Annotated in this window: 20 protein-coding genes and 1 pseudogene; all 21 read right to left on the reverse strand. The window is 33.1% G+C overall.

Annotated features, from left to right (window positions below):
• Positions 1 to 5: 5 nt before the first annotated feature.
• Entirely contained in the window at positions 6 to 1,133 is a 1,128-nt protein-coding gene (locus ACX5JI_RS15480) for a glycosyltransferase family 4 protein (RefSeq protein WP_459501923.1), read from the reverse strand.
• 21 nt (positions 1,134 to 1,154) lie between these two features.
• The gene (locus ACX5JI_RS15485; protein ID WP_459501924.1) at positions 1,155 to 2,285 is read right to left on the reverse strand and encodes a glycosyltransferase family 4 protein; all 1,131 of its coding nucleotides are present in this window, start codon (positions 2,283 to 2,285) and stop codon (positions 1,155 to 1,157) included.
• 80 nt (positions 2,286 to 2,365) lie between these two features.
• Positions 2,366 to 3,601, reverse strand: a complete 1,236-nt coding sequence (locus ACX5JI_RS15490; protein ID WP_459501925.1) for an O-antigen ligase family protein — start codon at positions 3,599 to 3,601, stop codon at positions 2,366 to 2,368.
• A 48-nt stretch (positions 3,602 to 3,649) separates the two neighbouring features.
• A complete protein-coding gene (locus ACX5JI_RS15495; protein ID WP_459501926.1) occupies positions 3,650 to 4,885 on the reverse strand; it encodes an oligosaccharide flippase family protein in 1,236 nt (411 codons plus the stop codon).
• The gene (locus tag ACX5JI_RS15500) at positions 4,882 to 5,397 is read right to left on the reverse strand and encodes an acyltransferase (protein ID WP_459501927.1); all 516 of its coding nucleotides are present in this window, start codon (positions 5,395 to 5,397) and stop codon (positions 4,882 to 4,884) included. The genes ACX5JI_RS15495 and ACX5JI_RS15500 overlap by 4 nt, the downstream gene beginning before the upstream one ends.
• 34 nt (positions 5,398 to 5,431) lie before the next feature.
• Positions 5,432 to 7,240, reverse strand: coding sequence for a polysaccharide biosynthesis protein (locus tag ACX5JI_RS15505; RefSeq protein WP_459501928.1), 1,809 nt, complete (start codon positions 7,238 to 7,240; stop codon positions 5,432 to 5,434).
• A 120-nt stretch (positions 7,241 to 7,360) separates the two neighbouring features.
• A complete protein-coding gene (gene galU / locus ACX5JI_RS15510) occupies positions 7,361 to 8,242 on the reverse strand; it encodes a UTP--glucose-1-phosphate uridylyltransferase GalU (RefSeq protein ID WP_459501929.1) in 882 nt (293 codons plus the stop codon).
• Positions 8,243 to 8,484: 242 nt separating this feature from the next.
• On the reverse strand, positions 8,485 to 9,252 hold the full coding sequence (locus ACX5JI_RS15515) for a tyrosine-protein phosphatase (protein ID WP_459501930.1): 768 nt from the start codon (positions 9,250 to 9,252) through the stop codon (positions 8,485 to 8,487).
• A gap of 72 nt (positions 9,253 to 9,324) precedes the next feature.
• Complete coding sequence (locus ACX5JI_RS15520) at positions 9,325 to 10,014, reverse strand: CpsD/CapB family tyrosine-protein kinase (protein ID WP_459501931.1); 690 nt, start codon at positions 10,012 to 10,014, stop codon at positions 9,325 to 9,327.
• Complete coding sequence (locus ACX5JI_RS15525; protein WP_459501932.1) at positions 10,004 to 10,741, reverse strand: YveK family protein; 738 nt, start codon at positions 10,739 to 10,741, stop codon at positions 10,004 to 10,006. The genes ACX5JI_RS15520 and ACX5JI_RS15525 overlap by 11 nt, the downstream gene beginning before the upstream one ends.
• Before the next feature lie 464 nt (positions 10,742 to 11,205).
• Positions 11,206 to 11,304: pseudogene (locus tag ACX5JI_RS15530) on the reverse strand (UTP--glucose-1-phosphate uridylyltransferase); the annotation flags it as partial.
• An 8-nt stretch (positions 11,305 to 11,312) separates the two neighbouring features.
• Positions 11,313 to 11,465 carry a hypothetical protein gene (locus tag ACX5JI_RS15535; RefSeq protein WP_459502049.1) on the reverse strand — a complete coding sequence of 51 codons (153 nt, stop codon included), beginning with the start codon at positions 11,463 to 11,465 and terminating at the stop codon, positions 11,313 to 11,315.
• Between the two features lie 74 nt (positions 11,466 to 11,539).
• On the reverse strand, positions 11,540 to 11,974 hold the full coding sequence (gene fabZ / locus ACX5JI_RS15540; protein WP_098338285.1) for a 3-hydroxyacyl-ACP dehydratase FabZ: 435 nt from the start codon (positions 11,972 to 11,974) through the stop codon (positions 11,540 to 11,542).
• Positions 11,975 to 12,942: 968 nt separating this feature from the next.
• Entirely contained in the window at positions 12,943 to 14,745 is a 1,803-nt protein-coding gene (locus tag ACX5JI_RS15545) for an ABC transporter ATP-binding protein (RefSeq protein WP_459501933.1), read from the reverse strand.
• A gap of 2 nt (positions 14,746 to 14,747) precedes the next feature.
• The gene (locus ACX5JI_RS15550; RefSeq protein WP_459501934.1) at positions 14,748 to 15,932 is read right to left on the reverse strand and encodes a nucleotidyltransferase domain-containing protein; all 1,185 of its coding nucleotides are present in this window, start codon (positions 15,930 to 15,932) and stop codon (positions 14,748 to 14,750) included.
• Positions 15,933 to 15,954: 22 nt separating this feature from the next.
• Entirely contained in the window at positions 15,955 to 16,407 is a 453-nt protein-coding gene (locus tag ACX5JI_RS15555; protein WP_459501935.1) for a lasso peptide biosynthesis B2 protein, read from the reverse strand.
• Positions 16,408 to 16,452: 45 nt separating this feature from the next.
• The gene (locus tag ACX5JI_RS15560; RefSeq protein WP_459501936.1) at positions 16,453 to 16,752 is read right to left on the reverse strand and encodes a lasso peptide biosynthesis PqqD family chaperone; all 300 of its coding nucleotides are present in this window, start codon (positions 16,750 to 16,752) and stop codon (positions 16,453 to 16,455) included.
• Positions 16,752 to 17,681, reverse strand: coding sequence for an aldolase (locus tag ACX5JI_RS15565; RefSeq protein ID WP_459501937.1), 930 nt, complete (start codon positions 17,679 to 17,681; stop codon positions 16,752 to 16,754). Before ACX5JI_RS15565 ends, ACX5JI_RS15560 begins: the two co-directional genes overlap by 1 nt.
• Before the next feature lie 108 nt (positions 17,682 to 17,789).
• Positions 17,790 to 17,921 (reverse strand): paeninodin family lasso peptide, encoded by a 132-nt coding sequence (locus ACX5JI_RS15570; RefSeq protein WP_141497346.1) that lies wholly within the window; start codon positions 17,919 to 17,921, stop codon positions 17,790 to 17,792.
• A 14-nt stretch (positions 17,922 to 17,935) separates the two neighbouring features.
• The gene (locus ACX5JI_RS15575; protein ID WP_459501938.1) at positions 17,936 to 19,873 is read right to left on the reverse strand and encodes an asparagine synthase-related protein; all 1,938 of its coding nucleotides are present in this window, start codon (positions 19,871 to 19,873) and stop codon (positions 17,936 to 17,938) included.
• A 538-nt stretch (positions 19,874 to 20,411) separates the two neighbouring features.
• On the reverse strand, positions 20,412 to 21,581 hold the full coding sequence (locus ACX5JI_RS15580; protein ID WP_459501939.1) for a DegT/DnrJ/EryC1/StrS family aminotransferase: 1,170 nt from the start codon (positions 21,579 to 21,581) through the stop codon (positions 20,412 to 20,414).
• Positions 21,582 to 21,583 lie beyond the last annotated feature (2 nt).

Genomic DNA, 21,583 nt, shown 5'->3' on the forward strand with positions numbered 1-21,583 from the left:
AGCACCTACCTAAAATCGATTGATTTAAATATTTTTATATATTGTTTAGCAACAATATCCCAAGAAAATTCCTTTGCTCTATTTAAAGATGCTCGTGAATATTCACTTATTTTTTCTTTATCGTTCATAATATCTAATATTTTCCTTTTAAACTCTTCCTTATCGTTTACATTATTTACATAGATTCCTGCTTCACCTAAAATTTCTGGCATTACACTAGTATTATTTGCTATTACTGGACGACCACATGCCATTGCCTCAACTAATGGAAGTCCAAAAGATTCTACAGAGGACAGCAATACTACTATACTCGCTTCATTGTAGTAATCTACTAATTTATCATTTGGAACATAACCTTTAAAAATAATTTGTTCTGTAAGATTTAAAGATCTAACTTTTTCCTTTAATCTCTTAGCCAATGCATTATTATCATTTCCTATTAGTATAAGTTTATTTGTAAGTCCCGTTTCCTTTATAGTATATATATAATTACTAACTAATTCCTCTATATTTTTATGAGGTGAATAACTTGCTACACTTAATATATCTCCTTGATTACTAGGTTTTTTTAGTAATTTGAAATTTTTTGTCACACCTTCATAAATTACTGTTATCTTACCCTTGTATTTATTTAATTTTTCTGAGTAGTTAATAATATTACGTTGAGTTTCATTTGAAACTGCTATAACTCTATTTGCTTTCATAATAGATTTAGGCGTCATAAATTTAAAATAATAACATTTGATTTTCGAAAGTATATTAGTTGTTTCAACCTTATCTTGAAAATATTTTATATTTTGAACTACCAAAACATTTTTAGTAAAACTCACTAACGGAATTGTATCTCCTGAACTTAAAAGTATATTTATTTTATGCTTCCATAATAAAAAAGGTAATATAAAATTCTCATACAAAATTCTAAAATGGTTTTTCGACGTCCACGATGGAGCATATACATATTTAACATTTTCACTATTAAATTGAAATAACTCTTCATTTTGTTTATTCACTACAATATAAAACAAAATATCACTATCTGTATTAACTAAGCTCTTAATTAGATTTTTTAAAAATACTTCTCCACCCCCATTTCTATTTGGCACAACATATAATGTGTTTATTGCAACTCTCATAGACTCTTTTCAACCTCCATATTACTTAGAATTAATAGCATTTACAGCCCTTTCAAATCCAATAGCAGCATGTGTATGCGAAAAATCCTGTATTTTTTCCCAAGACTCTTTTCCCATCGTTTTTAATTCTTCATTGTCTAGTAAATCTTTTATTGCATAATATAGTTCATCCACATTATTTGCTTTTACTATCCTACCATTCTTAGAAGTTACTAAATCAATACTAGCCCCAACCTTATTCGTGGTAATAATAGGTAAACTAGAGGCCATTGCCTCATTTACTACTAACCCCCATACATCTCCTTTTGATGGGAAAACAAATACATCACTAATTGCATAATATTTCGGCAACTCTTCTACTTGTATAAAACCAGTAAAAATAACCTTTAAGTTTTGTTCATCTACAATCTTTTTATACTCTTCAAACTTTTCTCCATCTCCCACTAATAATAAGGTGACGTCTTTATTTAAAAGTTGATAACTTGCAAATGATTTTAACAATACATCTATGCCTTTAACATCTATTAAACGTCCAACGTTTAATATTACTTTGCTCGTATCAATACCAAGATTTTCTTTTATTTCTTTGATTGACTCTTTGTAATATTGATATTTCTCTCTAAAATAGGTAATATCACATGTTGTTGGGGCGGTAATAATATTATTATTTTCAGCACCATAATTCATCAAGTATTTTCTAGCCTCAGTACCCGGAACTATATATTTATCGAACCTTTTAACCATATATTTTAAAAATCGTTTTTTGAATTTTTTTCTCAAGGAATTCCCTTCCTGATTATGGTCTCCTAATGTACTTTCAGACCATAGAATTAAAGAAGTATTAGTTAACTTTGCATATAAAAACGCCAATTGTAAAGTAGGAATTGCATATCCCCCTAATATAACGACATCATATTTATGTTTAAATAATTCCTTTAATATACTTAAATTAACATGAAATATGTTTTTAAAAGTGAAGCCTGGTAATACTTTATACTTATAATTACTATAAGCTATATTCCAATCTCTTGTTTTCTCTGTCTTTGCACAATAATAAACTGTCAAATCTATATTATTACGTCTGTTTACCTCTTCAAATAATCCTTGCCTATAAGGACTAGGAATGTTTTTAATAAGCGCTACTTTTTTCATAGTGTATTTTCACCCGATATCTCCTAAATTTATTAAATTTTTTCAAAATAAAAAAACAAAAAAACTAGAAATACTAACATCTAGCCTCTTTGTTTTTTTTCACTTTTACTATCTAGATAATAAATCTTATTAATTAATAAAATTAACAACCAAAATACTATAGAAATTGGACTGCCTGGTAATAATAAGGACGATTCAAAAAAACCATTACATAATAATCCACTAAGTATCACTACAACTGCTTGTGCAACCTTCTTATACTCGACTGTTTTTATCTTTTTAAAATTATATATTGTTACAAATATAATCATCAAAAAGAGTACCATACCTAGAAATCCAGTTTCTATTATAATTTGCAAATAACTGTTATGAAATGAAAAACCAATTAATTCATTTGATAAGTTGATTGGATAGCTTTCTTTACTAATTCTCCATAAATCTTCTTGCCTACCAATTCCTAATCCTTGAATAGGTATATCTTTAAATGATTTAACTGCAAAATTATATAGGCCCGTTCTATCGCTAAATAATCCATGCTCTTGAAGAGAGTTAATTCTAAAGTATTCATAGATTTTATCTATACTAATGCTATATATGAGTATAAATAGAGAGGATAAAGCGAGTACTCTTTTAAACTTCTTATTAAATATACATAACATAACGAAAGCTAAAACTAACCCGACAATAGATGCTCTTGAATTAGAGAGTACAGTTGTCAAAAAGGTAATTATAATATTGATACGTAGAAAAACAAATACCCTTTTACTAAAATATCTTTTGAATCCCAACATACAGATGGTCGATATACAACCTAGCATCGAAATCATTCCGAACGTATTATTGTTCTGAAAAATCCCTTTAAAACCTATATTTTCTCCTCTATGCACAATACTATTTCCATTAAATAAAATTACTGAAATTAAATGAAATATAAAAATCACTATTATTAGTGAAAATATATAATTCAAAACATCAGCATCCGTTTTAACCTTGCTAGTTATCCCATAAATTAAACAGATATTTAAAAATAGCCACAAGAAATATACCAAAGAATTTATTGGATCTAAGGATGTAATAACTCCACCTAATAACCAAAAAACAAACAGATAAATAATGGATAGTACACCTAACTCAGCTTTTGGAAATACAATCTTATTTCTAAAGTTTACTAGTACATACACTATTAATAGAAACACAACCATTGGAATCCTTAGCATACTTAATACATTGCTATAAAAAATATATGTAAATGCTAATGTGTTCATGAAAAACAATAAAAATAACATAAAGTTATACCTATATGTTAATAGAATCATAATACCCTATCCTCATTATCTTATTTTTAAAATTTTATTCGTGCCCCCTTAATAGCCTTGTTTACTTGTTATTGATTTAAATAGTGATCTAATGTTAACAATTAAAATACTATTAACTAGCATATAAGAAAACAGAGTAGCGAAAGCAGCCCCGAATAATTTATAAAATGGTATTAATAATATATTTAAGCTGAAATTTATTATTATTGAAATTACTACAGCTATATTTACCACATAAAACTTCTTATTAATAGCTTGGAATAACATAATTAATATCTTCATTAATCCTGCAAAAAACAAACCAGGTATTAGGATTAAAGCAACCTGACTATACTTAGAATACTCAGGAGTTAGAAGTATAGATATGATTTGATTGCCATATAGATAAAAAGCTAATATTAAAAATACTGAAAACATCAGATATGTTGCAATTATAACTACCAATAAACTTTTAACTCTACGAATTTCATAGTTATCTATAAATTTTATCACCTTGGGTAATCCCCAAAGTACTAATATAGACTGTGGGAATAATACTATAAAATTTAATATATTATATATCCCTGAATAATATCCGCTAAAATTAATACCTAAGAAAGATTTTACCATTAATACATCTAAATAACTTAGGATGATATCTAAAGAAGAAAAAATAGCTAACGGAATCCCAAATTTAAAATACTTTTTAAATACGGCTAAATCTAATCTCTTTAGATTTAGCCGTACATTAGCTTTATTAAAGTTAATTAATTGCTTATTAATAAGCAACAAAGGCACAAGCATGCCTAAAAAAACACCAATATAATTATCTACTAGAAAAACAAATAATATACCAAACAACGTTTTTAAAAGTGAATAAATTGTTTGATAACTTGCATATTTTTTACTTTCTTCCATAACATTTAAAGCAGTCATATTATTTTGATATATGCCTAAAGCAACATAATTCAACGCAATAATTATATTAAATATCAAATTAAAATTACCAAATATAATATAATTAATAACAGAAAATATAATTGTTGCATATAAGGATAGGTGAATAGTAATTGCCATGGCCTCATTTAAGCAAGATGGATTTTTTTTAAAATTCCTTTGTACATAATACGTTGTTAAAAGCAAAATTGTATTTAATAAAAAGAAAAGTTGCGTATTAATGTTTAATTCGCCATATTCTTTTACATTTAACATTCTTACCATAATGGGTAGAAATAATAAACTCAATAACGCTGGGAAAAATTTCGAGATAGTATAGTTAATTAAATATGCTAACTGTTTAGTCATAATTTCTTAATCATCTTTCCAGGAACTCCTCCAACTAAAGAATTTTCTTCTGTGCTCTTTGTCAAAATTGTCCCTGCTGAAATTATATTTGCTTTCCCCACTTCTACCCCAGCTAGTATAGTTGTATTTATTCCTACCCAAGTCCCTGAACAGATTTTAATATCTTTTGTATAACCTTTTCCAGCCCTTTGTATTTGACTTCCAATTTCATGACTACCAGTACAGAATGTACAGTTAGGAGCAATGTCAATATTATCTCCAAAAATAACCATAGAGTATCCTGAATTATAAATGGTCGTATTATTTCCAATCCATATATTATCTCCAAAACTCACATTATCAGTAGAAATTTTTAATTTCCCACCGATTCTAACATTTATACCACATTGCACACCAGCTTGTATTAATAAGAAACGTTTGAATCGGTAAAACCTTGTAAAGGGTATTAAATTAATTAATTTTATAAAAAAATAAAATTTAATTCTTTTTAAATATTTAATTAGAGTATGCATAAGATATTCCCCTAAGATATTTTATAATAAAATTTTAAGACAAAGTCATAGATTTATCATTTGTAAGATTAAGTAGTTTTCCCTTTAATTCTAATTTTTGCATCTGACTGTAACTATCTAAAATTTCTCGGACATCGGACAACGGTATTGCTATTTTTTTACCCACGTATATTTTAGGGTATATTTGATTATTGTTTACTTCTTTAGAATTTAAAAGTTCCTCAAACAATTTCTCCCCGGGTCTTACCCCTGTGAATTCAATCCCAATCTCTTCAACTTTATAACCTGAGAGCTTAATAAGATTCTTAGCCAAGTCCAAGATTTTAACTGGATCCCCCATATCTAACACAAAAATCTCTCCCCCATTAGCCAAAGCACCAGCTTGAATAACCAAACGTGAAGCCTCTGGAATTGTCATAAAATAACGAACCATATCAGGATGTGTAACAGTGACTGGTCCACCTTGCTGAATTTGTTTCTTAAATAAAGGAATAACACTTCCCCGACTCCCAAGTACATTCCCAAAACGGACAGCTACAAAACGCGTATCACTTACAGTATCCATATGTTGAACAATCATTTCAGCAATACGTTTTGTTGCGCCCATTACACTTGTTGGGTTAACAGCTTTATCAGTAGAAACCATAACAAATGTGTTTATACCAAAAGTAGCCGATGCTTCCGCAACATTTTTCGTACCAATAATATTATTTTTTACAGCTTCCTCGGGGTTCCTTTCCATAAGTGGAACATGTTTGTGTGCCGCTGCATGATACACAATGTATGGGGTATGCTTTTTCATTACTTCAAACATTTTATCTCGGTCTTGTACATCTGCAATTTCTGTTGTAATTTCGATAGAATCTTTATATAGCGAACGCAATTCCATTTCAATTGTATAAATACTGTTTTCTCCATGACCAAGTAATACAATTTTATCTGGTTTAAATTTCATTACTTGTCGACAAAGTTCCGAGCCAATTGATCCACCAGCACCTGTTACTAATATTGTTTTTCCTTTAATCTTTTCACCAATACCCACATCATCTAATTTCACAGGTTCGCGTCCAAGTAAATCTTCCACTTGTACATCACGAAATTCATTAATAGAAACTTTTCCGTCTAGAATATCTTCTAGCATGGGTACAATTTGAGTTGTTGCTTTCGTTTTTGTACATGCTTCAAAAATTCCATTTACTTCTTTACGACTAAGCGAAGGAATCGCGATAATAATATGTTCAATTTGAAATTTATCAACAACTTGCTGAATATCTTCTGTTGCTCCTACAACAGGAACATTATACATTTCTAACCTTTGTTTTTTTCTATCATCATCAACAAACGCAACTGCTTCTAAAGGTGCCTCATGATTTTTTTGCAACTGGCGTACAACCATCGCTCCTGCTGATCCAGCCCCAACAATTAATGTACGAACTTTGTCCGTTTTCTTTGAAATATATGTATCTCGGAAAATACGCCATATAAAACGTGAACCACCAATAAGTAACATATGTAGCATCCATGCAATTACTAAAATACGAACATAGATATCTTGATTGATAATTTGTTGAACGATTGCAGTCACAATAATAGAGAATGTAACAGCTTTAAAAATATTTGCTACCTCCCCTATACTTGCATACTCCCAAGCTTTTTTGTATAACTTGTAAATTGCAGCGAAAACATGATGACTACCGAGTAATGTAATTGAACTAATAATAAGTGTAGTCGGTATATTATTTAATGCATCGGGGTGAATAAACCAATAACTCAAGTACACCGATGTTAGCACAATAAATGAATCTAGCAATACTAATAATGAGAGCCTCTTTTGATAACTCAAGATACATATTCCTTTCTTTTATATAACTTTGAGACAAGGGTTCTTCCCACACCTAAAATTTTATAAACCATATCCTATACTTTTGTATAAAAAACAACCTACTTCCTAATTATATAAAACCTATAATTTTAAAAGTTCTTTCTGCACAAGTTTATCCATGTACTTCACAAGCTCATTTTTTAGCTCATCATGCTGCAGCGCCATCTCAATCGTCGTCTGAATAAACCCTAATTTCTCACCAACGTCATAGCGCTTTCCTTCAAAGTCATATGCAAATACACGTTGAATTTCGTTTAAGCGTTGAATGGCATCTGTTAGCTGAATTTCTCCGCCAGCACCTGTTTGTTGATTTTCTAAGAACATAAAGATTTCTGGCGTTAATACGTAGCGTCCCATAATTGCGAGGTTTGATGGTGCTGTTCCTTGCGCTGGCTTTTCAACAAATGTACTCACTTGATAACTACGTCCTTTTTGTTCTAACGGATCGATAATGCCATAGCGATGCGTTTCATTTTCTGGTACGGTTTGTACACCGATTACGGATGAGTTTGTTGCTTCATATTGGTTCATTAATTGACGTAAGCACGGCGTGTCTGCTTGTACAATATCATCGCCAAGTAATACTGCAAATGGCTCATTCCCAATAAATTTACGTGCGCACCATACTGCATGTCCTAATCCTTTTGGTTCTTTTTGTCGTATGTAGTGAATGTTAATTTTGGAAGATGCTTGTACTTTTCCAAGCATTTCGTACTTCCCTTTTTCAAGTAAGTTTTGTTCTAATTCAAAAGAGTGATCGAAGTGGTCTTCGATTGCGCGTTTTCCTTTACCTGTTACGATGATAATATCTTCAATTCCAGATGCAATTGCTTCTTCTACGATGTACTGAATCGTCGGTTTATCAACGATTGGTAACATTTCTTTCGGCATTGCTTTTGTCGCTGGTAAAAATCTTGTCCCCAGTCCAGCTGCTGGAATGATTGCTTTTTTTACTTGTTTCAACTTTTATATCCTCCCACTTGAATATATTTATATATTTAAATATAATAAAAGTTATAACTATACCTTCTATATTTCTAAAAGATATAGTTATAACTTCTAACAAAATAATAATAACGGGCATCTAACCCGACCTCACACCATGCTTTTGACAACGAACGCATCTAAGGTAGAAATATTCTACCCACAGCATAGCCGAGTGTCTCCGTTGATATTGGTTAGGAGGCATCACCAAATGTTTTTCTTTAAAAGATACCGAATATTTTTTTACGCCTTATTTTCTCGGGTTCTTCTCGGTAAATCATTTTTCCACCTATTAGTGAGTATGGATTTTCCTTGAAGTAGTAAAGTGTAGAACTCCCAAATGTTTTTTCTACTGTTTCATAAGCCAATTGTAAGTGAAACGAACGCGAACTCGTGTTATGAGCATCTGATGCGATCACGTGTGTTAACTGATGCTCAATAAGTTGCATTGTAAATTTTTTAATTTTTTTTCCGAATTTCCCTGTTACGCTTCCCGCCGTAATTTGTGTAAGGGCTCCTTGATGAACGAGCTTATACAACAACTCGGGGCGTTCAATTATTTCCGTATTTCGCTCTGGATGTACAATGATTGGCGTAATTCCTCTTACACGCAGTTCGTATAACATTTTTTCTGCATAGCGCGGAACATGGTTTGCTGGAAACTCAATAGTTGTATATACATCCGTACAATTAAGTGTAAGAATTTCCCCTAATTGATAATCTTCTAACAGTCCTCCGTACAACCTGATTTCTTGACCAGGTAAAATGGTTAAATGTATCTCTTCTTCTTTTAATCTATTATTTAACTGCTTTACCTGATGAAGAACACTTTCTGCTGGATTGATATAAACACCATTTTGATGATGCGGCGTAGCAACGATCGTATGAATCCCCTCTTTACATGCAGCTCTTGCCATCGCAATGCTATCTTCCATTGATTGTGCACCATCATCAACTCCCGGCAAAATGTGACAATGTAAATCAATCATTCTCATGCATCCTCTCTTTTCATGATCAAGATAAGAAGAAAAGATAACACTGTATCTTCCCTTCTTACTTATTTAGTTAGATCCGTAATAATAATATTCGGATCCGTTTTGTTCTTTATCATTTAAAATAACGCCAAGAAGTGTAGCCTTAGCGCTATCTAATGCTTGCTTCGCTTTTAATGCTGCATCCTTTTCTGTTGCACCGCTTCGAATCACGAGCACAGAAGCATCACATTGATTTGCCATAACTTGCGCATCAGTAACTGGTAAAATTGGTGATGTATCAAAGATAACGAGATCATACATGCCATATATCTCTGAAAGTAAAGCTTTCATCGAGTTTGCCCCCAACAATTCAGCTGGGTTTGGTGGGATTGGCCCACATGGCAAGAAGCTTAAATTTCTAATTTGTGTATTTGTTACACATGTCTCAAGTGTTTTATTACGTGTTAATACACTTGTTAACCCAAAAATATTCTCAGCTTGTAACATTTGATGTAATGCTGGTTTACGTAAATCCGCATCAATGAGCAATACTTTTTTACCTTGCTGCGCAAAGACTATCGCAATGTTAGCCGCTGTTGTTGTCTTTCCTTCACTTGAATTGGCAGATGTAACTACAAGAGAACGAATTTTTTTATCCACGGATGCAAATTCAATATTTGTTCGTACATTTCGATATTGTTCCGAAACAGATGATTTCGGTTGTTCATATGCAATAAGCTGACGACGTGCGCGTAATGCCTTTTTCTTAAGAACCAATTGTATGCCCTCCTACTCTCTTTTCCCTTGATAGACTTTTTCTTTTTACATTGCCTTCTTCCATATGAGAAATTGTTCCAAGAACTGGTAGACCTAGAAATTTTTCGATATCTTCTTCTTTTTTGAATGTGTTATCTAAATATTCTAGTAAGAATGCAAGTCCAACAGAGGCCATTAAACCAACGACAAATGCAATAGCTACATTTAACATCTTGTTAGGCTTAATTGGAGATTTTCCCTCCGCCATTTCTGCTTTTGATAGAATTGTTACATTATCAACACTCATAATTTTCGCAATTTCACTTTTGAATACTGCCGCTGTCGTGTTTGCAATATCACGGGCTAGTTTTGCATCTTTGTCTTGTACTGTAACAGCAATAACTTGCGAATCTTTTTCATTTGCTACGTTAATTTTATTATTTAATGCTCCAGTTGATATATTCAGTTTTAACTTTTCTTTTACCTGATCTAAAATAACAGGGCTTTTAACGATGACTTTATATGTATTTGTTAATTGAAGGCTTGTTTGCACTTCGCCTGGTTGGAAAACACCTTCTTGCTTCTTTTGGTTAACAAGAATTTGTGTCGAAGATTGATAAATGGGTGTCATAAAGTAGAAACTTACAATTGCGCTTACAAGTGCTGCCCCAATCGTTATTGCGAGGATCATAATCAAACGTTTTCTTAAAATAGTAAATAGTTCTTTCAAACTTATTGTTTCTTCCATGCCTTCCTCCAGCTTTCAATAATTTGTCATAAAAAAACTTTCACATATAAATAAAATGTCAGATTTTAATCTGACACTGAAAAATCTATTCTCTATTTCTCACAATGTTTAGGAATAGGGAATCATTTATTATATTACATAACTAACATTAGTATAGCAATAAACTTGAGAAAATTATTTATAGAGTTGACAAATAAAATAATACTAAATCCGACATGTATCGATTCTTTTCGACATGTATAGACATTTATTTACTATGAATTATTATATCCGTATATTTATTTATAATTAATAATTAGATAAACCTTATGATTATAATACCTTTCAAAGAAGATATTTACAACATTTTTTTATCGCTTTTCATACACCTTAAAAATCATACTGATACAATTTTTAAGGTGTATGAAAAAAGAGGATTGATCTTGTCGAAAAACTCTCTTACTCTTCTTCCATTTCGTAACGCTAAGTTCATATTCTAAAAGTTTCTTCATATAATTTAGAAGATCCTGTTTTAATTCTTCGTGTTGCACCGCTATTTCGATTGTTGTTTGAATAAATCCTAGCTAGCTAGCTAGCTCGCCCGCTTGCATGATATCATCGCCTTTGGTACAGGCAAAAAACGTGTTTTTAAACCAGCCGCTGGAATAATTGCTTTTCTTACTTCTATTATATACATTAATACTAATAATTTAATAATAAGATTATTCAGTTTCTCAAGTTCCAAATCAGCTCGACCTTTGTTCATGAAAAAAGGAGACAAATGAGGATGTCCTATTCATCTCCTAAAGTAAAACATATCTATTCTTTTTTATCACCAAGCGCGAATGTAATCTCAGCTTCACAAGCAATTTCACCATTTACAGTTGCAACTGCTTTCCCTTTTCCAATTGGTCCACGTACACGTGTCATTTCCACTTCTAAACGAAGTTGGTCACCGGGACGTACTTGACGCTTGAAGCGGCAGTTATCAATACCAGCGAAGAATGCGAGGCGTCCACGATTCTCCTCTTTTTTTAATACCGCAACAGCGCCTACCTGCGCTAATGCTTCTACAATTAGAACACCTGGCATTACAGGATAATCTGGAAAGTGTCCATTAAAGTATTCCTCATTTGCCGTTACATTTTTAATTCCAACCGCACGCTTTCCTTCTTCTACTTCTAGGATTTGATCGACAAGTAGAAATGGATAACGATGTGGAATAATTTCTTTAATTTGCCCTATATCTAGCATATTACTCTCTCCTTACACATCAAATTGGTCATACCACTAATACACTGTCTTTATTATCCCATTCTCTCTTGTTTTTGTCACGAAAAACAAGAAATGCTTTCTATCCCAAATATCTATTAAGACTATGTATACAAAAAAGATACACCCTTTTTCCCCTCGCTAAAATAGGTATAACAACATAATAGCAATTAACACGGAGGTTAGAAAAAAAGGTGTATATCAAAGTTAGGGAGAGGCAATATACATTATTTGCCTCATGTGTCGTATTCATAGCTCATTATAAAGGACAAAAATAAGAAAGAGAAACTTAATATTTACTGGTTTTTACTATCATAAGCTGGTTTTTCTACAAATTTCTACAAATTTCTGCATTTCTCTTATATTATCTTAAATAATATATTTGGAAATTAAGATTCTTCATTTAGAACACTACTAGACTTTATAAAAAACTAAATCTTTGTGGATTAACCTTTAATAAAAGTCATATAAAATATCCTCACAAAAGGTATATTCATATTTTATAAAAACATTAAATTCCGTATATAAATTCTTTTCAAATCTATTTAACAATACATAAAAACAAAATCTAGTTATCCTTAAATCACAATTATATAGACAGATCTCATTTTCTAAAATGAAAATAGAAGAGACCCCTAGTCCTAAAAACGAGGGGCCTCACTGCGTTTGTTGTCTAGTATAAATAAAACTAGGTTCCACCTTAAATTATAACATTTGTATATACATATGTATATACAAATGTATATAGGTGGTATATTAATAAGTTACAACAAGTATTTCTAATTTTTTTCTGGTCACACCATTAAATTAAGCTCATATATCCATAAAAAGACTAATATATAAATACCAATTATCCTCCAAATCAGAAATAATCCAATTGTGTACCGGTCCAAAAGAAATAAAGGCAGTGTATTCCCTAATTTATAAAAAATAATTGTGACTAGTCATATTTAAATGTTTACCTTAGCTTGCTGATCAAGTAGACTGCTAAACAATCCACTTTTATCTTTTGCTAATTGAGTAAAACTACCACTTTGAATAATTTGTCCTTGATCTATTACAATTACTTGATCAGCTTTACGTATAGTGGACAATCTGTGTGCAATGACAATAATTGTCATTCTCCCTTTCAATCTTTCTAATGCATCTTGTATTTTCGCTTCATTTTCAGCATCCAATGCACTTGTTGCCTCATCTAATACTAGAATAGATGGTTTCCGAAGTATCGCTCTCGCAAGAACAAGTCGTTGTCGTTCTCCTCCTGAGAGTTTAACTCCTCTATCACCAACAAGTGTATCCAATCCCTGTGGAAGCTTACTGACAAATTCCGTAGAAGCAGAAAAATCCAATGCCTCCCAAATTTCCTCTTCACTCGCATTGGGCTCAACCATTCTCAAATTATCCCTTATACTAACATTAAATAAAAATGGATCTTGAGGAACATAGCTAATCGTCTTCCTCAATGACAATAGATTTTTACTCGTTAACGGTTTATTATCTATTAATAATTGACCATTTTCTGGTTGCAGAAGCCCCATTACAATATCAATTAATGTACTCTTCCCAGCACCAGAACGCCCTGAGATGGCCGTCATACAATTAGATGGTATACATAAATTGATATCTTTCAGCGCATATACGGAATTCTCTTTATTGTAACGAAAAGAGATATTCCTACACTCAATAGATTGTTCTATCTGAATAGGATTCACACAATTATAATCCTGCTCTACATTTTGTAATTCCACGCTTTGCTTACATTCTTGCTGTAATTCTAGCAAAGCTTTAAAAGCAGGAAGATTCGCTGCAATTTGCTCCATATTTGATTGTATACTTGAAAATCGCGGCCACAATCGAGAAAATATAAGAATAATTAATAATAATTGCTCAGTTTGTGTCTGAAACAGATTAACCGATAGTAGAATCAGAAAGGCTATGAAAAACGCTGATGCTATCTTATAAAAAAGCTGGGAATTATTTCTCACCTTAATATATGCAAATTGTTCACGTTCTACATCCTTCACCCAATTACGTAGCCACATATAACGAGATTGTTCTAGGAGATTACTCTTTATATCCTTAATCCCATTAAAATTATCCGTTATGCCTGCCAGATAAGCTTTCGAATTCTCTGAGGTCCTTCCACCTAACCGTTTTGATTTCTTAATAAATTTTCGAGAAAAAAAGGCAAGTACTACACCACAGCATAATACAAAGAGTGTTATGTCTGCTGCTAACCAAAAAGCAAAACCAATCTGTATGAATGTGAAAATCAACGAAGTAAGCAATTGTAAAAATAAGTTAGTACCTGCACTGACACGCCCTAATTCCGTTGTTAAAGAGTTAATAAGATCCGACTTCCTTTTTTTTACAAAAAAACTCCAATTGCTCTGCAATAATTCACGATACGTTTCCAATCTCAAATGATTAATAAAGCGTATCTGAATTTTCGCATTGCGAATCGTTATATTTCTTTGCAAAACGGCTTGTCCCACAACCAATACGAGATAGATCCCCAATACAAGTGGTAACCCTAAAGTTGTAGGGAAATCATTTAAAAATCCCAATACTCCTGAAAGCGGGCTTGCTTTCTCATTCATTTTCGCAATCCCACTAATACTTAGCATAGGAATTAATAATAAAATACCGATTCCTTCTACGAGACTGACAGATACCATTCCCAAGAGATTAACAATGAGAATGTTTCCAGTAAAAGAGTATAACTGCTTTGTAAAGTATAAAATATTTCTCATTTTCACATCCCCTTATGGTATCTTGTTTTCCTCCAAGTCCATAAAACTGGCCGCAAAGGAAAATACAAAACATGCAATTGTTTTGGTAGTGGTAAAGTTTCCACATCCTGAGGATAAGGATACAACCAGCTAAGATGAAACAGTAATTTTTGATGGATTGTCTTTAACGAATATAAATACCGTTCATGATATTCTGAAACCTCTTCAGGAACAGGATCTGTATGCAAATTAATCATACTTTCCAAATAATAGATCGCAAGCTGTGCTAATTCTGTTAACCGCTTCTCTGACATGAATACTCTTGTTTCTTCTGTTATTGGAGTATTTAACAGCTGGGAAGATAAAATAAGTGCCTGACCTACTAAATGCTTACATTGATACTTTTTCAATAGAACATTAAGCTCTTTCCAATCCACCTCTTGCCTTACAATACGATCGATATCTGCTAACCATCGAAGCCTTGACCACCCATGTCTAGCCCCATGACAAACAAGAAACATAAGTAAATCCTCTCTACCTAGAAAATAGACAGGATAATTTGTAATAGGGCTCATTCTTTTCCGTCCCCACAACTCATCAAATTTTGGTTCCTTTCCAGGGCCCGGATGTAATCGCCAATGAATCTCCAATTTCACCTTACTCACTGGATGCATATAAGTTGTATGATGGCGTCTCCACTTCCATTCATTCATAACTGTTGGAAAATCTTCCTCTTTAACATAACCATTCTTTACAAGTAATTCGTTTACTTTTTCAAGATCATCCATAGGAACGAGAACGTCCAAATCTCCAGATGTTCTAAGAGAAATATCTCCATACAGATCTATCCCAAGAATAGGTCCCTTCAAAAATAGGAGACGAAGCTGATTTTCGGCGAATAATTTACTTACCTTTCCCATTTCTCCACTTAGATGAAGCATATGGAATGTATTCCTTTTAAAGTATGTACTTAACACTTGCACAACCTGTGAAGGAATTCGTTGTTTATCGATGTTCTTCATCTTTGTGTAGATGAAGGCATACATGCGATGATGCAGTGCCAATTTCAAAAATTTGTTCCAATCAATATCGATAAACCAATCTTTTGGAATTGTTTGTAGCTCTTTATCTTCTTTCTTTATAATTTCAAGTAACAGTTTCAGTTCTTTAGGTAAATGGCTCAAATTAAGATTACAACCTGTATCCATCTCATTCTCCTTCAAGATTTTTTTACCCTATCCTTTTTGCAAATTTACCAACAACCGTGAATCTCTTCATTTCCTCTGCACCGGTAATGTAAAAGGGCCCACTGCGTAACCACGCATGGGCAATCATGTTTCCTATCTCATCTTTCGCGGTTCCTAAATAAAGCGTACTCTCGATATGGCGTTTTTCCAGCATTTTCATTGCAGCAATAGCTTTAACAAGACATTGGCTCTCCCAAAATGTGTAACGGCTCATCATATGTACTGCTTGAGAAATTTTCCTTAACATGATTTTTTCCGATTCATTATAGCTTAAAGACGTTTCATCCATGTGAATTCCTAACATAGGAGCAGCTTTAGAAAACGGTATACTTTTAAGAATACGAGCCCAGCCTAAATAAAAGAAAGCTTCTACTAGTAACAATTTTGTTCCCGTATCGAACGATAAGAAAGCTTTTGCTTTATTTTTGATATTCATCGATCCTACTCCTAACCTATTAAATCTGAAACATTCAGCTATAAATCAATTTTTATCCTTAACCAAGATTAAGCCCTCTGCATCCAAGTGATTCAAGAAAGAGAATACTTGTTCCTGACATTCTGCCTCTTCAACCATATATCGGGACATTAATATATCAACCAATTGCTTAACGGATATTAATTCATTTATTAACTCCCAAATTTCACCGCCTATCCCTCCTAAATTGTAGTATTTTCCATTATGGATGCTCATCATAACTTTCTCTCCATCCATATCACTCACTACATTTTCTTGACCCTGTACGATAAAACTGTTTAATGAAATTTTTTTGTTAGTAATCATTATTTTTCCTCCTCTTTTAAAGATTTTAGAACTGTGGATACTAAATCCTGCGCCGTAAACTTTGAAATAGGGCGCCTTAATTGAAACATCTCCACCTTATTTACGATATTTGTAGAGTTCATAAAATGCCATTCCATCAGCCCCAACCGTGGGATTAATGAATTTCGATATGTATGGCGTAGTAATGTACGTAACCTTTCTAGCCCTTCAATACGTTGAATTTCAACATTCTCATTTTCCGTTTTCACTAATTCAAATACACCAGCAAGCGGTAACGGCTCATTGAAAAAGTTTGACGACACTGGTACAGCATATTTAGTCTCTCTTTCAAATAAAGGCTGATAATGCGTTGTTTCCATTCCAAATTGATCAAGGCTCTCTTTCCATAACTTTTGTTGTGGATAAGAGGGTGTAACAAACGGAATATTATCCTCAGAAAAAGATACCGCAATTACATCATCACTTAAAAGTTGATACCCCTTGCTCAAGAGAGCTGATGCAAGAGTTGACTTTCCAGCTCCCGATCTTCCTATAAAAATATATACCTTCCCATCGATGGCTATTGCACTCCCATGCAAAGGAAGTATTTTTCTTTGCATCAATAATGCACCCATGCAAGTTCCAAGAATATAAAGCCTAATCTTATCTTGATCAGATCCTTCCATAGGTGAAACGATAATTTTTTCTCCATTTTGAATACAAAACGTGGCAGTTTCGGGGATTTGGAACATAATTAAATCTTCTTCGACTACGAATACTGATTTTGGAGAGGACAACTCCTCCCATAACTTAGACAAGTCTGCAGTTTCGATTCTGATGTCTACTTTATTTTCATAATTGCTTATTAGAGGCAATTCCGGCAGAGGAATCTCACTTAATAGAGTTAATCCGAAGGCTTTGTAAACCACTTTCTTTACAGTATGTATCATCTTTCTCACTCCAAATAGTTGAAAAATTGATTAGAAAAAAACCCTTATACCGTTGTTAAACTATATAAGGGCTGTAAAGCATATAAATCTCATTTAAATATTAGTGCATTAGCTGTGGTGAAGTGCGCCTTGCTCATCCTCATCTTCAAACACTTGGTCAACAAGTCGTTTTCCAGGTCCAGCCATTGTCATGTTTATATCAAGCTCTTCTAATACTGGTGATTGCCATTCTTGTTTCATAATTTCACCTCCCTTCAAATAAACTTCTTGATAAATCGATAAACGATAAGACTGCGCATTAAAATTCTAAAATCAGGATCAAACACGTATTCTGGCTGTGGTTTCCCTTGAATTTTCAAAATCGCACTCTTAATGATTTCCATATTAAAAAAGTTAGCGGCTACAGGATCTGTGCTAAGTTGTTGTAGCTCCTCGATAAACATTTTCCATGAAGGAATCATGCGATGAACCACATCGGCAGCCTGTATCCCACGCACACGTTGATTCAATCTTACTTTGTCAGGAAGCAATCCCTTTGTAGCTCTTCGGATAAGTGCCCGATTGAAGCCATTTTGAACAAATTGTTCGAGTGGTAGAGATAAACAAAATCGAATTACCCGTAAGTCATTCGTCGGGTCATGCCCCTGCAAGCCATAGCGCAAGGAAAGTTTTGTTCCACTTGTACCAGTGGTATTCCATACATTTAACTGTTCAAAATGTTTCTGTCTTATTTCATATATGTTAGGTATAGAAGCTCCCGTTGCTTTAACACCATGTTCCTCAAGTTTGTTGAATACATCAGTACGTTTTGCAAGTTCTGGATTGACTAACGTCGGCAATTCATATTGTTGTTGTGGAGAGAACATGTTGTTTATAGATGGATACGCCTTCTTTCCTATAACTTTCAGTATCCGTGATTTTTTAACTTCAACGTTTTTACCGTATAAATCAATTTCGCGATAAAGTTGGAACCACTTGAACTTTTTAAGTAAAGTTGCATAATAATCTAAAGCTGGTCCCCAAGAGATGGTAAAATTTCCTCTTGCCCCATTTAAGAGCACTCCAACTCCTTGTTGCTGTGCCTTTTCATAAATTCCCTTTACCCAAATAGAGTTTTCAAAGAATTTATAAGGCATTTCCATAATATCAAGCCAGTCATCAATTTCAGAGTATGAATTTTCCCCTGGAAAATTCAAATAGTGTTCGTTCATATTTCCTACATGCTGTACTGTAGATTGGATAAACGGCTTCTCATCTGCAATGGTATGACTACGAGTCCAATCAATAAATCCTTCTGCAGGTACAGAGCTAAATGTATATAATTTTTTATTTTCCTTCTGCAGGGCTCCTGCAGCAAAGCTAGCAACGGCACCTGAATCTAATCCCCCACTTAAATGGGAACCAACATTACGATGAGTACGCAATCTTGATGTCACTGCACTTTTAAACACGTCTTGAAATGCCTCTTCATACTCCTGATTTGATTTGAGCTGCAACTTCTCTCCTACAAATAACGCATCATATTTCGAAATACTAACTTTTCCATCAATTACAGAGATAGTATGAGAAGGAGGCACTTGTTCTATATTTTTATGGACTGTAGAAAATGCATCTATCGTATCCAGCATATTCGGTATCGCTAAATATTCAGCTAACCACTGCTCATTTAAATCCTTCTCGACGTAAGGTAAGGAAAATAGCGGCCCTATGCTGGTACAAAAGGCAAATTGATTTTGGTTACGGAAAAAGTAAAACGTTCGGCTTCCCGAAAAATCACGCGCGCCAAAAAGTAAACGTTTTCTTTCATCCCAAATCATAAAGGTAAAATCACCAATTAAATATTTCGGTGCATCTTCCCCCCACTTTTGATAAGCCAGTAAAATCAACTTACTGTCAGATATTTCTCTTCTAAATGCTCGTTCCACTTGCAATCTATCAAATAATTCATCACGATTATCAATAATAGCATCAGCCGTTATGACCAATTGCTTTTCATAATCATAATAAGGTAACTGTTCGTTGATAGATTGAGATGTTATCCATTTCATATGGGCACCCAAAAAAATATTTTCCTTGTGCCACGTATCGGTACTATCGGCTGGATAACGAGATAAAGCTGACATGATTCCAGTGCTATGCTCAAACGGTATGGGTTCCTTATTTAAATGATAAATTCCAGCTATTGCGCTCATTTCTTTCCTCCCGCTACGAAACAAGTAAGGGCAAACTCGATAAACAAGATAATTACCAGATATATCAATAAAACATTATTTATATTCCAGAAAAACCCTTTCTCAAACTACCGTGTTTCCGCATAACAGATTTTAAAGTTGTAATTTTTAGGCTATCTACCTTATAACAAACCCTTGCATTCTCATTTTGATATCAAAAAAGAACAAGGGTATAATTTCCTTATTTTCAATAAAAATTATTATGTATTTTTTGTTCATTCAAATAAAAATATATATAATTTTAATATACTAATAAAACATTTATATTCTTTATAAAGAATATAAATTCAGGTTATCATTTCACTATTGCATTGTCAAGCATCTATATAATCAAAATAACAAATATTAATTTCTCTTTTTTGGATAGCTAAAAAACGAATAAATTTTGTTATATTTTCTCCCGCTGCTTTAATAGTAGCAGCCATGTCATTCAACATGGCTGCTACTTGATAATTGAACAGAAAGCAAATAACTTTTTATAGTTGTACCATTTTTTCTTTTATATACTAAAACTTATCGTCAATGCATTTTTGATGCATGTAATAACTCTTGCCTGATCTTTCTCTGTCATACCTGATCCAGATGGAAGACATAAGCCCGTTTCAAATAATTTTCTAGCAATATCTTCACAACCACTATGAGGGTAATACGTTATTCCCTTAAATAGAGGTTGCATGTGAAGTGGCTTCCAAACAGGGCGCGCCTCAATATTTTCATTTTCCAGGTGTTTTATTAATTCCTGAATCGATACTCCCGTTTTTTCTTCATCTATAGTAAGAACTGTAAGCCATCGATTCGAATAAGTATCCTTTAACTCAGGCATAAACTGTATACCTGGAATCTGAGATAATTCTTGATAGTATCTATCAAATATTTTTCTTCTTGCCTGAACCCTATCTTTGAGGATTTGCAACTGCGCTCTACCTATACCTGCCAAAACATTACTCATTCGATAGTTATATCCCATTATACTGTGTTGATAATGCGGGGCAGGATCTCTTGCCTGAGTAGCTAAAAATCTTGCTTTTCTTAAAGCCTCAACATCATTAGATACAAGCATTCCTCCACCTGAGGTTGTAATGATTTTATTCCCGTTAAACGAATAAATCCCAAATTTCCCAAATGTTCCGCTCGCTTTACCTTTGTAGTAAGAACCAAGTGATTCTGCTGCATCCTCAATTACTGGAACTTCATATTTATTACATAATGAAAGAATTTCATCCATCTTAGCACTTTGTCCATATAGATTTACAACAATTACTGCTTTTGGCAGCATTCCCTTTTCGGCTGCATCATGCAATGCACATTCTAAAGCTTGTGGTGACATATTCCATGTTTCAGGCTCTGAATCAATAAAAACCGGTGTAGCCCCTAAATATAAAATTGGATTTGCGCTCGCTATAAAAGTAAGACTTGAACAAAATACCGTATCATCATTTTTTACATCCAGTAAACGCAACGCTAAATGAATGGCAGAGGTTCCTGAACTAACTGCAGCTGCATCCCGAACTCCCACGTGGGATGAAATCTCGCTTTCAAACGCATCAACATTTGGACCAAGTGGAGCGATCCAATTCATATCAAATGCTTCTTTTATATATTTTTGTTCATTACCGCTCATATGTGGGGCGGAGAGATAGATTCTTGTTTTTTCTTGTGCATATACCACTT

It is taken from the genome of Bacillus sp. C1 (assembly GCF_054570475.1).

Bases quoted from the DNA above. Each gene is read 5' to 3' on its own strand.
- ACX5JI_RS15480 (WP_459501923.1), bottom strand. From the start codon at position 1,133: ATGAGAGTTGCAATAAACACATTATATGTTGTGCCAAATAGAAATGGG.
- ACX5JI_RS15550 (WP_459501934.1), bottom strand. From the start codon at position 15,932: ATGGATACAGGTTGTAATCTTAATTTGAGCCATTTACCTAAAGAACTG.
- ACX5JI_RS15565 (WP_459501937.1), bottom strand. From the start codon at position 17,681: ATGATACATACTGTAAAGAAAGTGGTTTACAAAGCCTTCGGATTAACT.
- ACX5JI_RS15570 (WP_141497346.1), bottom strand. From the start codon at position 17,921: ATGAAACAAGAATGGCAATCACCAGTATTAGAAGAGCTTGATATAAAC.
- ACX5JI_RS15500 (WP_459501927.1), bottom strand. From the start codon at position 5,397: ATGCATACTCTAATTAAATATTTAAAAAGAATTAAATTTTATTTTTTT.
- ACX5JI_RS15545 (WP_459501933.1), bottom strand. From the start codon at position 14,745: ATGAGAAATATTTTATACTTTACAAAGCAGTTATACTCTTTTACTGGA.
- ACX5JI_RS15485 (WP_459501924.1), bottom strand. From the start codon at position 2,285: ATGAAAAAAGTAGCGCTTATTAAAAACATTCCTAGTCCTTATAGGCAA.
- fabZ (WP_098338285.1), bottom strand. From the start codon at position 11,974: ATGCTAGATATAGGGCAAATTAAAGAAATTATTCCACATCGTTATCCA.
- ACX5JI_RS15515 (WP_459501930.1), bottom strand. From the start codon at position 9,252: ATGATTGATTTACATTGTCACATTTTGCCGGGAGTTGATGATGGTGCA.
- ACX5JI_RS15555 (WP_459501935.1), bottom strand. From the start codon at position 16,407: ATGAATATCAAAAATAAAGCAAAAGCTTTCTTATCGTTCGATACGGGA.
- ACX5JI_RS15575 (WP_459501938.1), bottom strand. From the start codon at position 19,873: ATGAGCGCAATAGCTGGAATTTATCATTTAAATAAGGAACCCATACCG.
- ACX5JI_RS15495 (WP_459501926.1), bottom strand. From the start codon at position 4,885: ATGACTAAACAGTTAGCATATTTAATTAACTATACTATCTCGAAATTT.
- ACX5JI_RS15560 (WP_459501936.1), bottom strand. From the start codon at position 16,752: ATGATTACTAACAAAAAAATTTCATTAAACAGTTTTATCGTACAGGGT.
- ACX5JI_RS15525 (WP_459501932.1), bottom strand. From the start codon at position 10,741: ATGGAAGAAACAATAAGTTTGAAAGAACTATTTACTATTTTAAGAAAA.
- ACX5JI_RS15490 (WP_459501925.1), bottom strand. From the start codon at position 3,601: ATGATTCTATTAACATATAGGTATAACTTTATGTTATTTTTATTGTTT.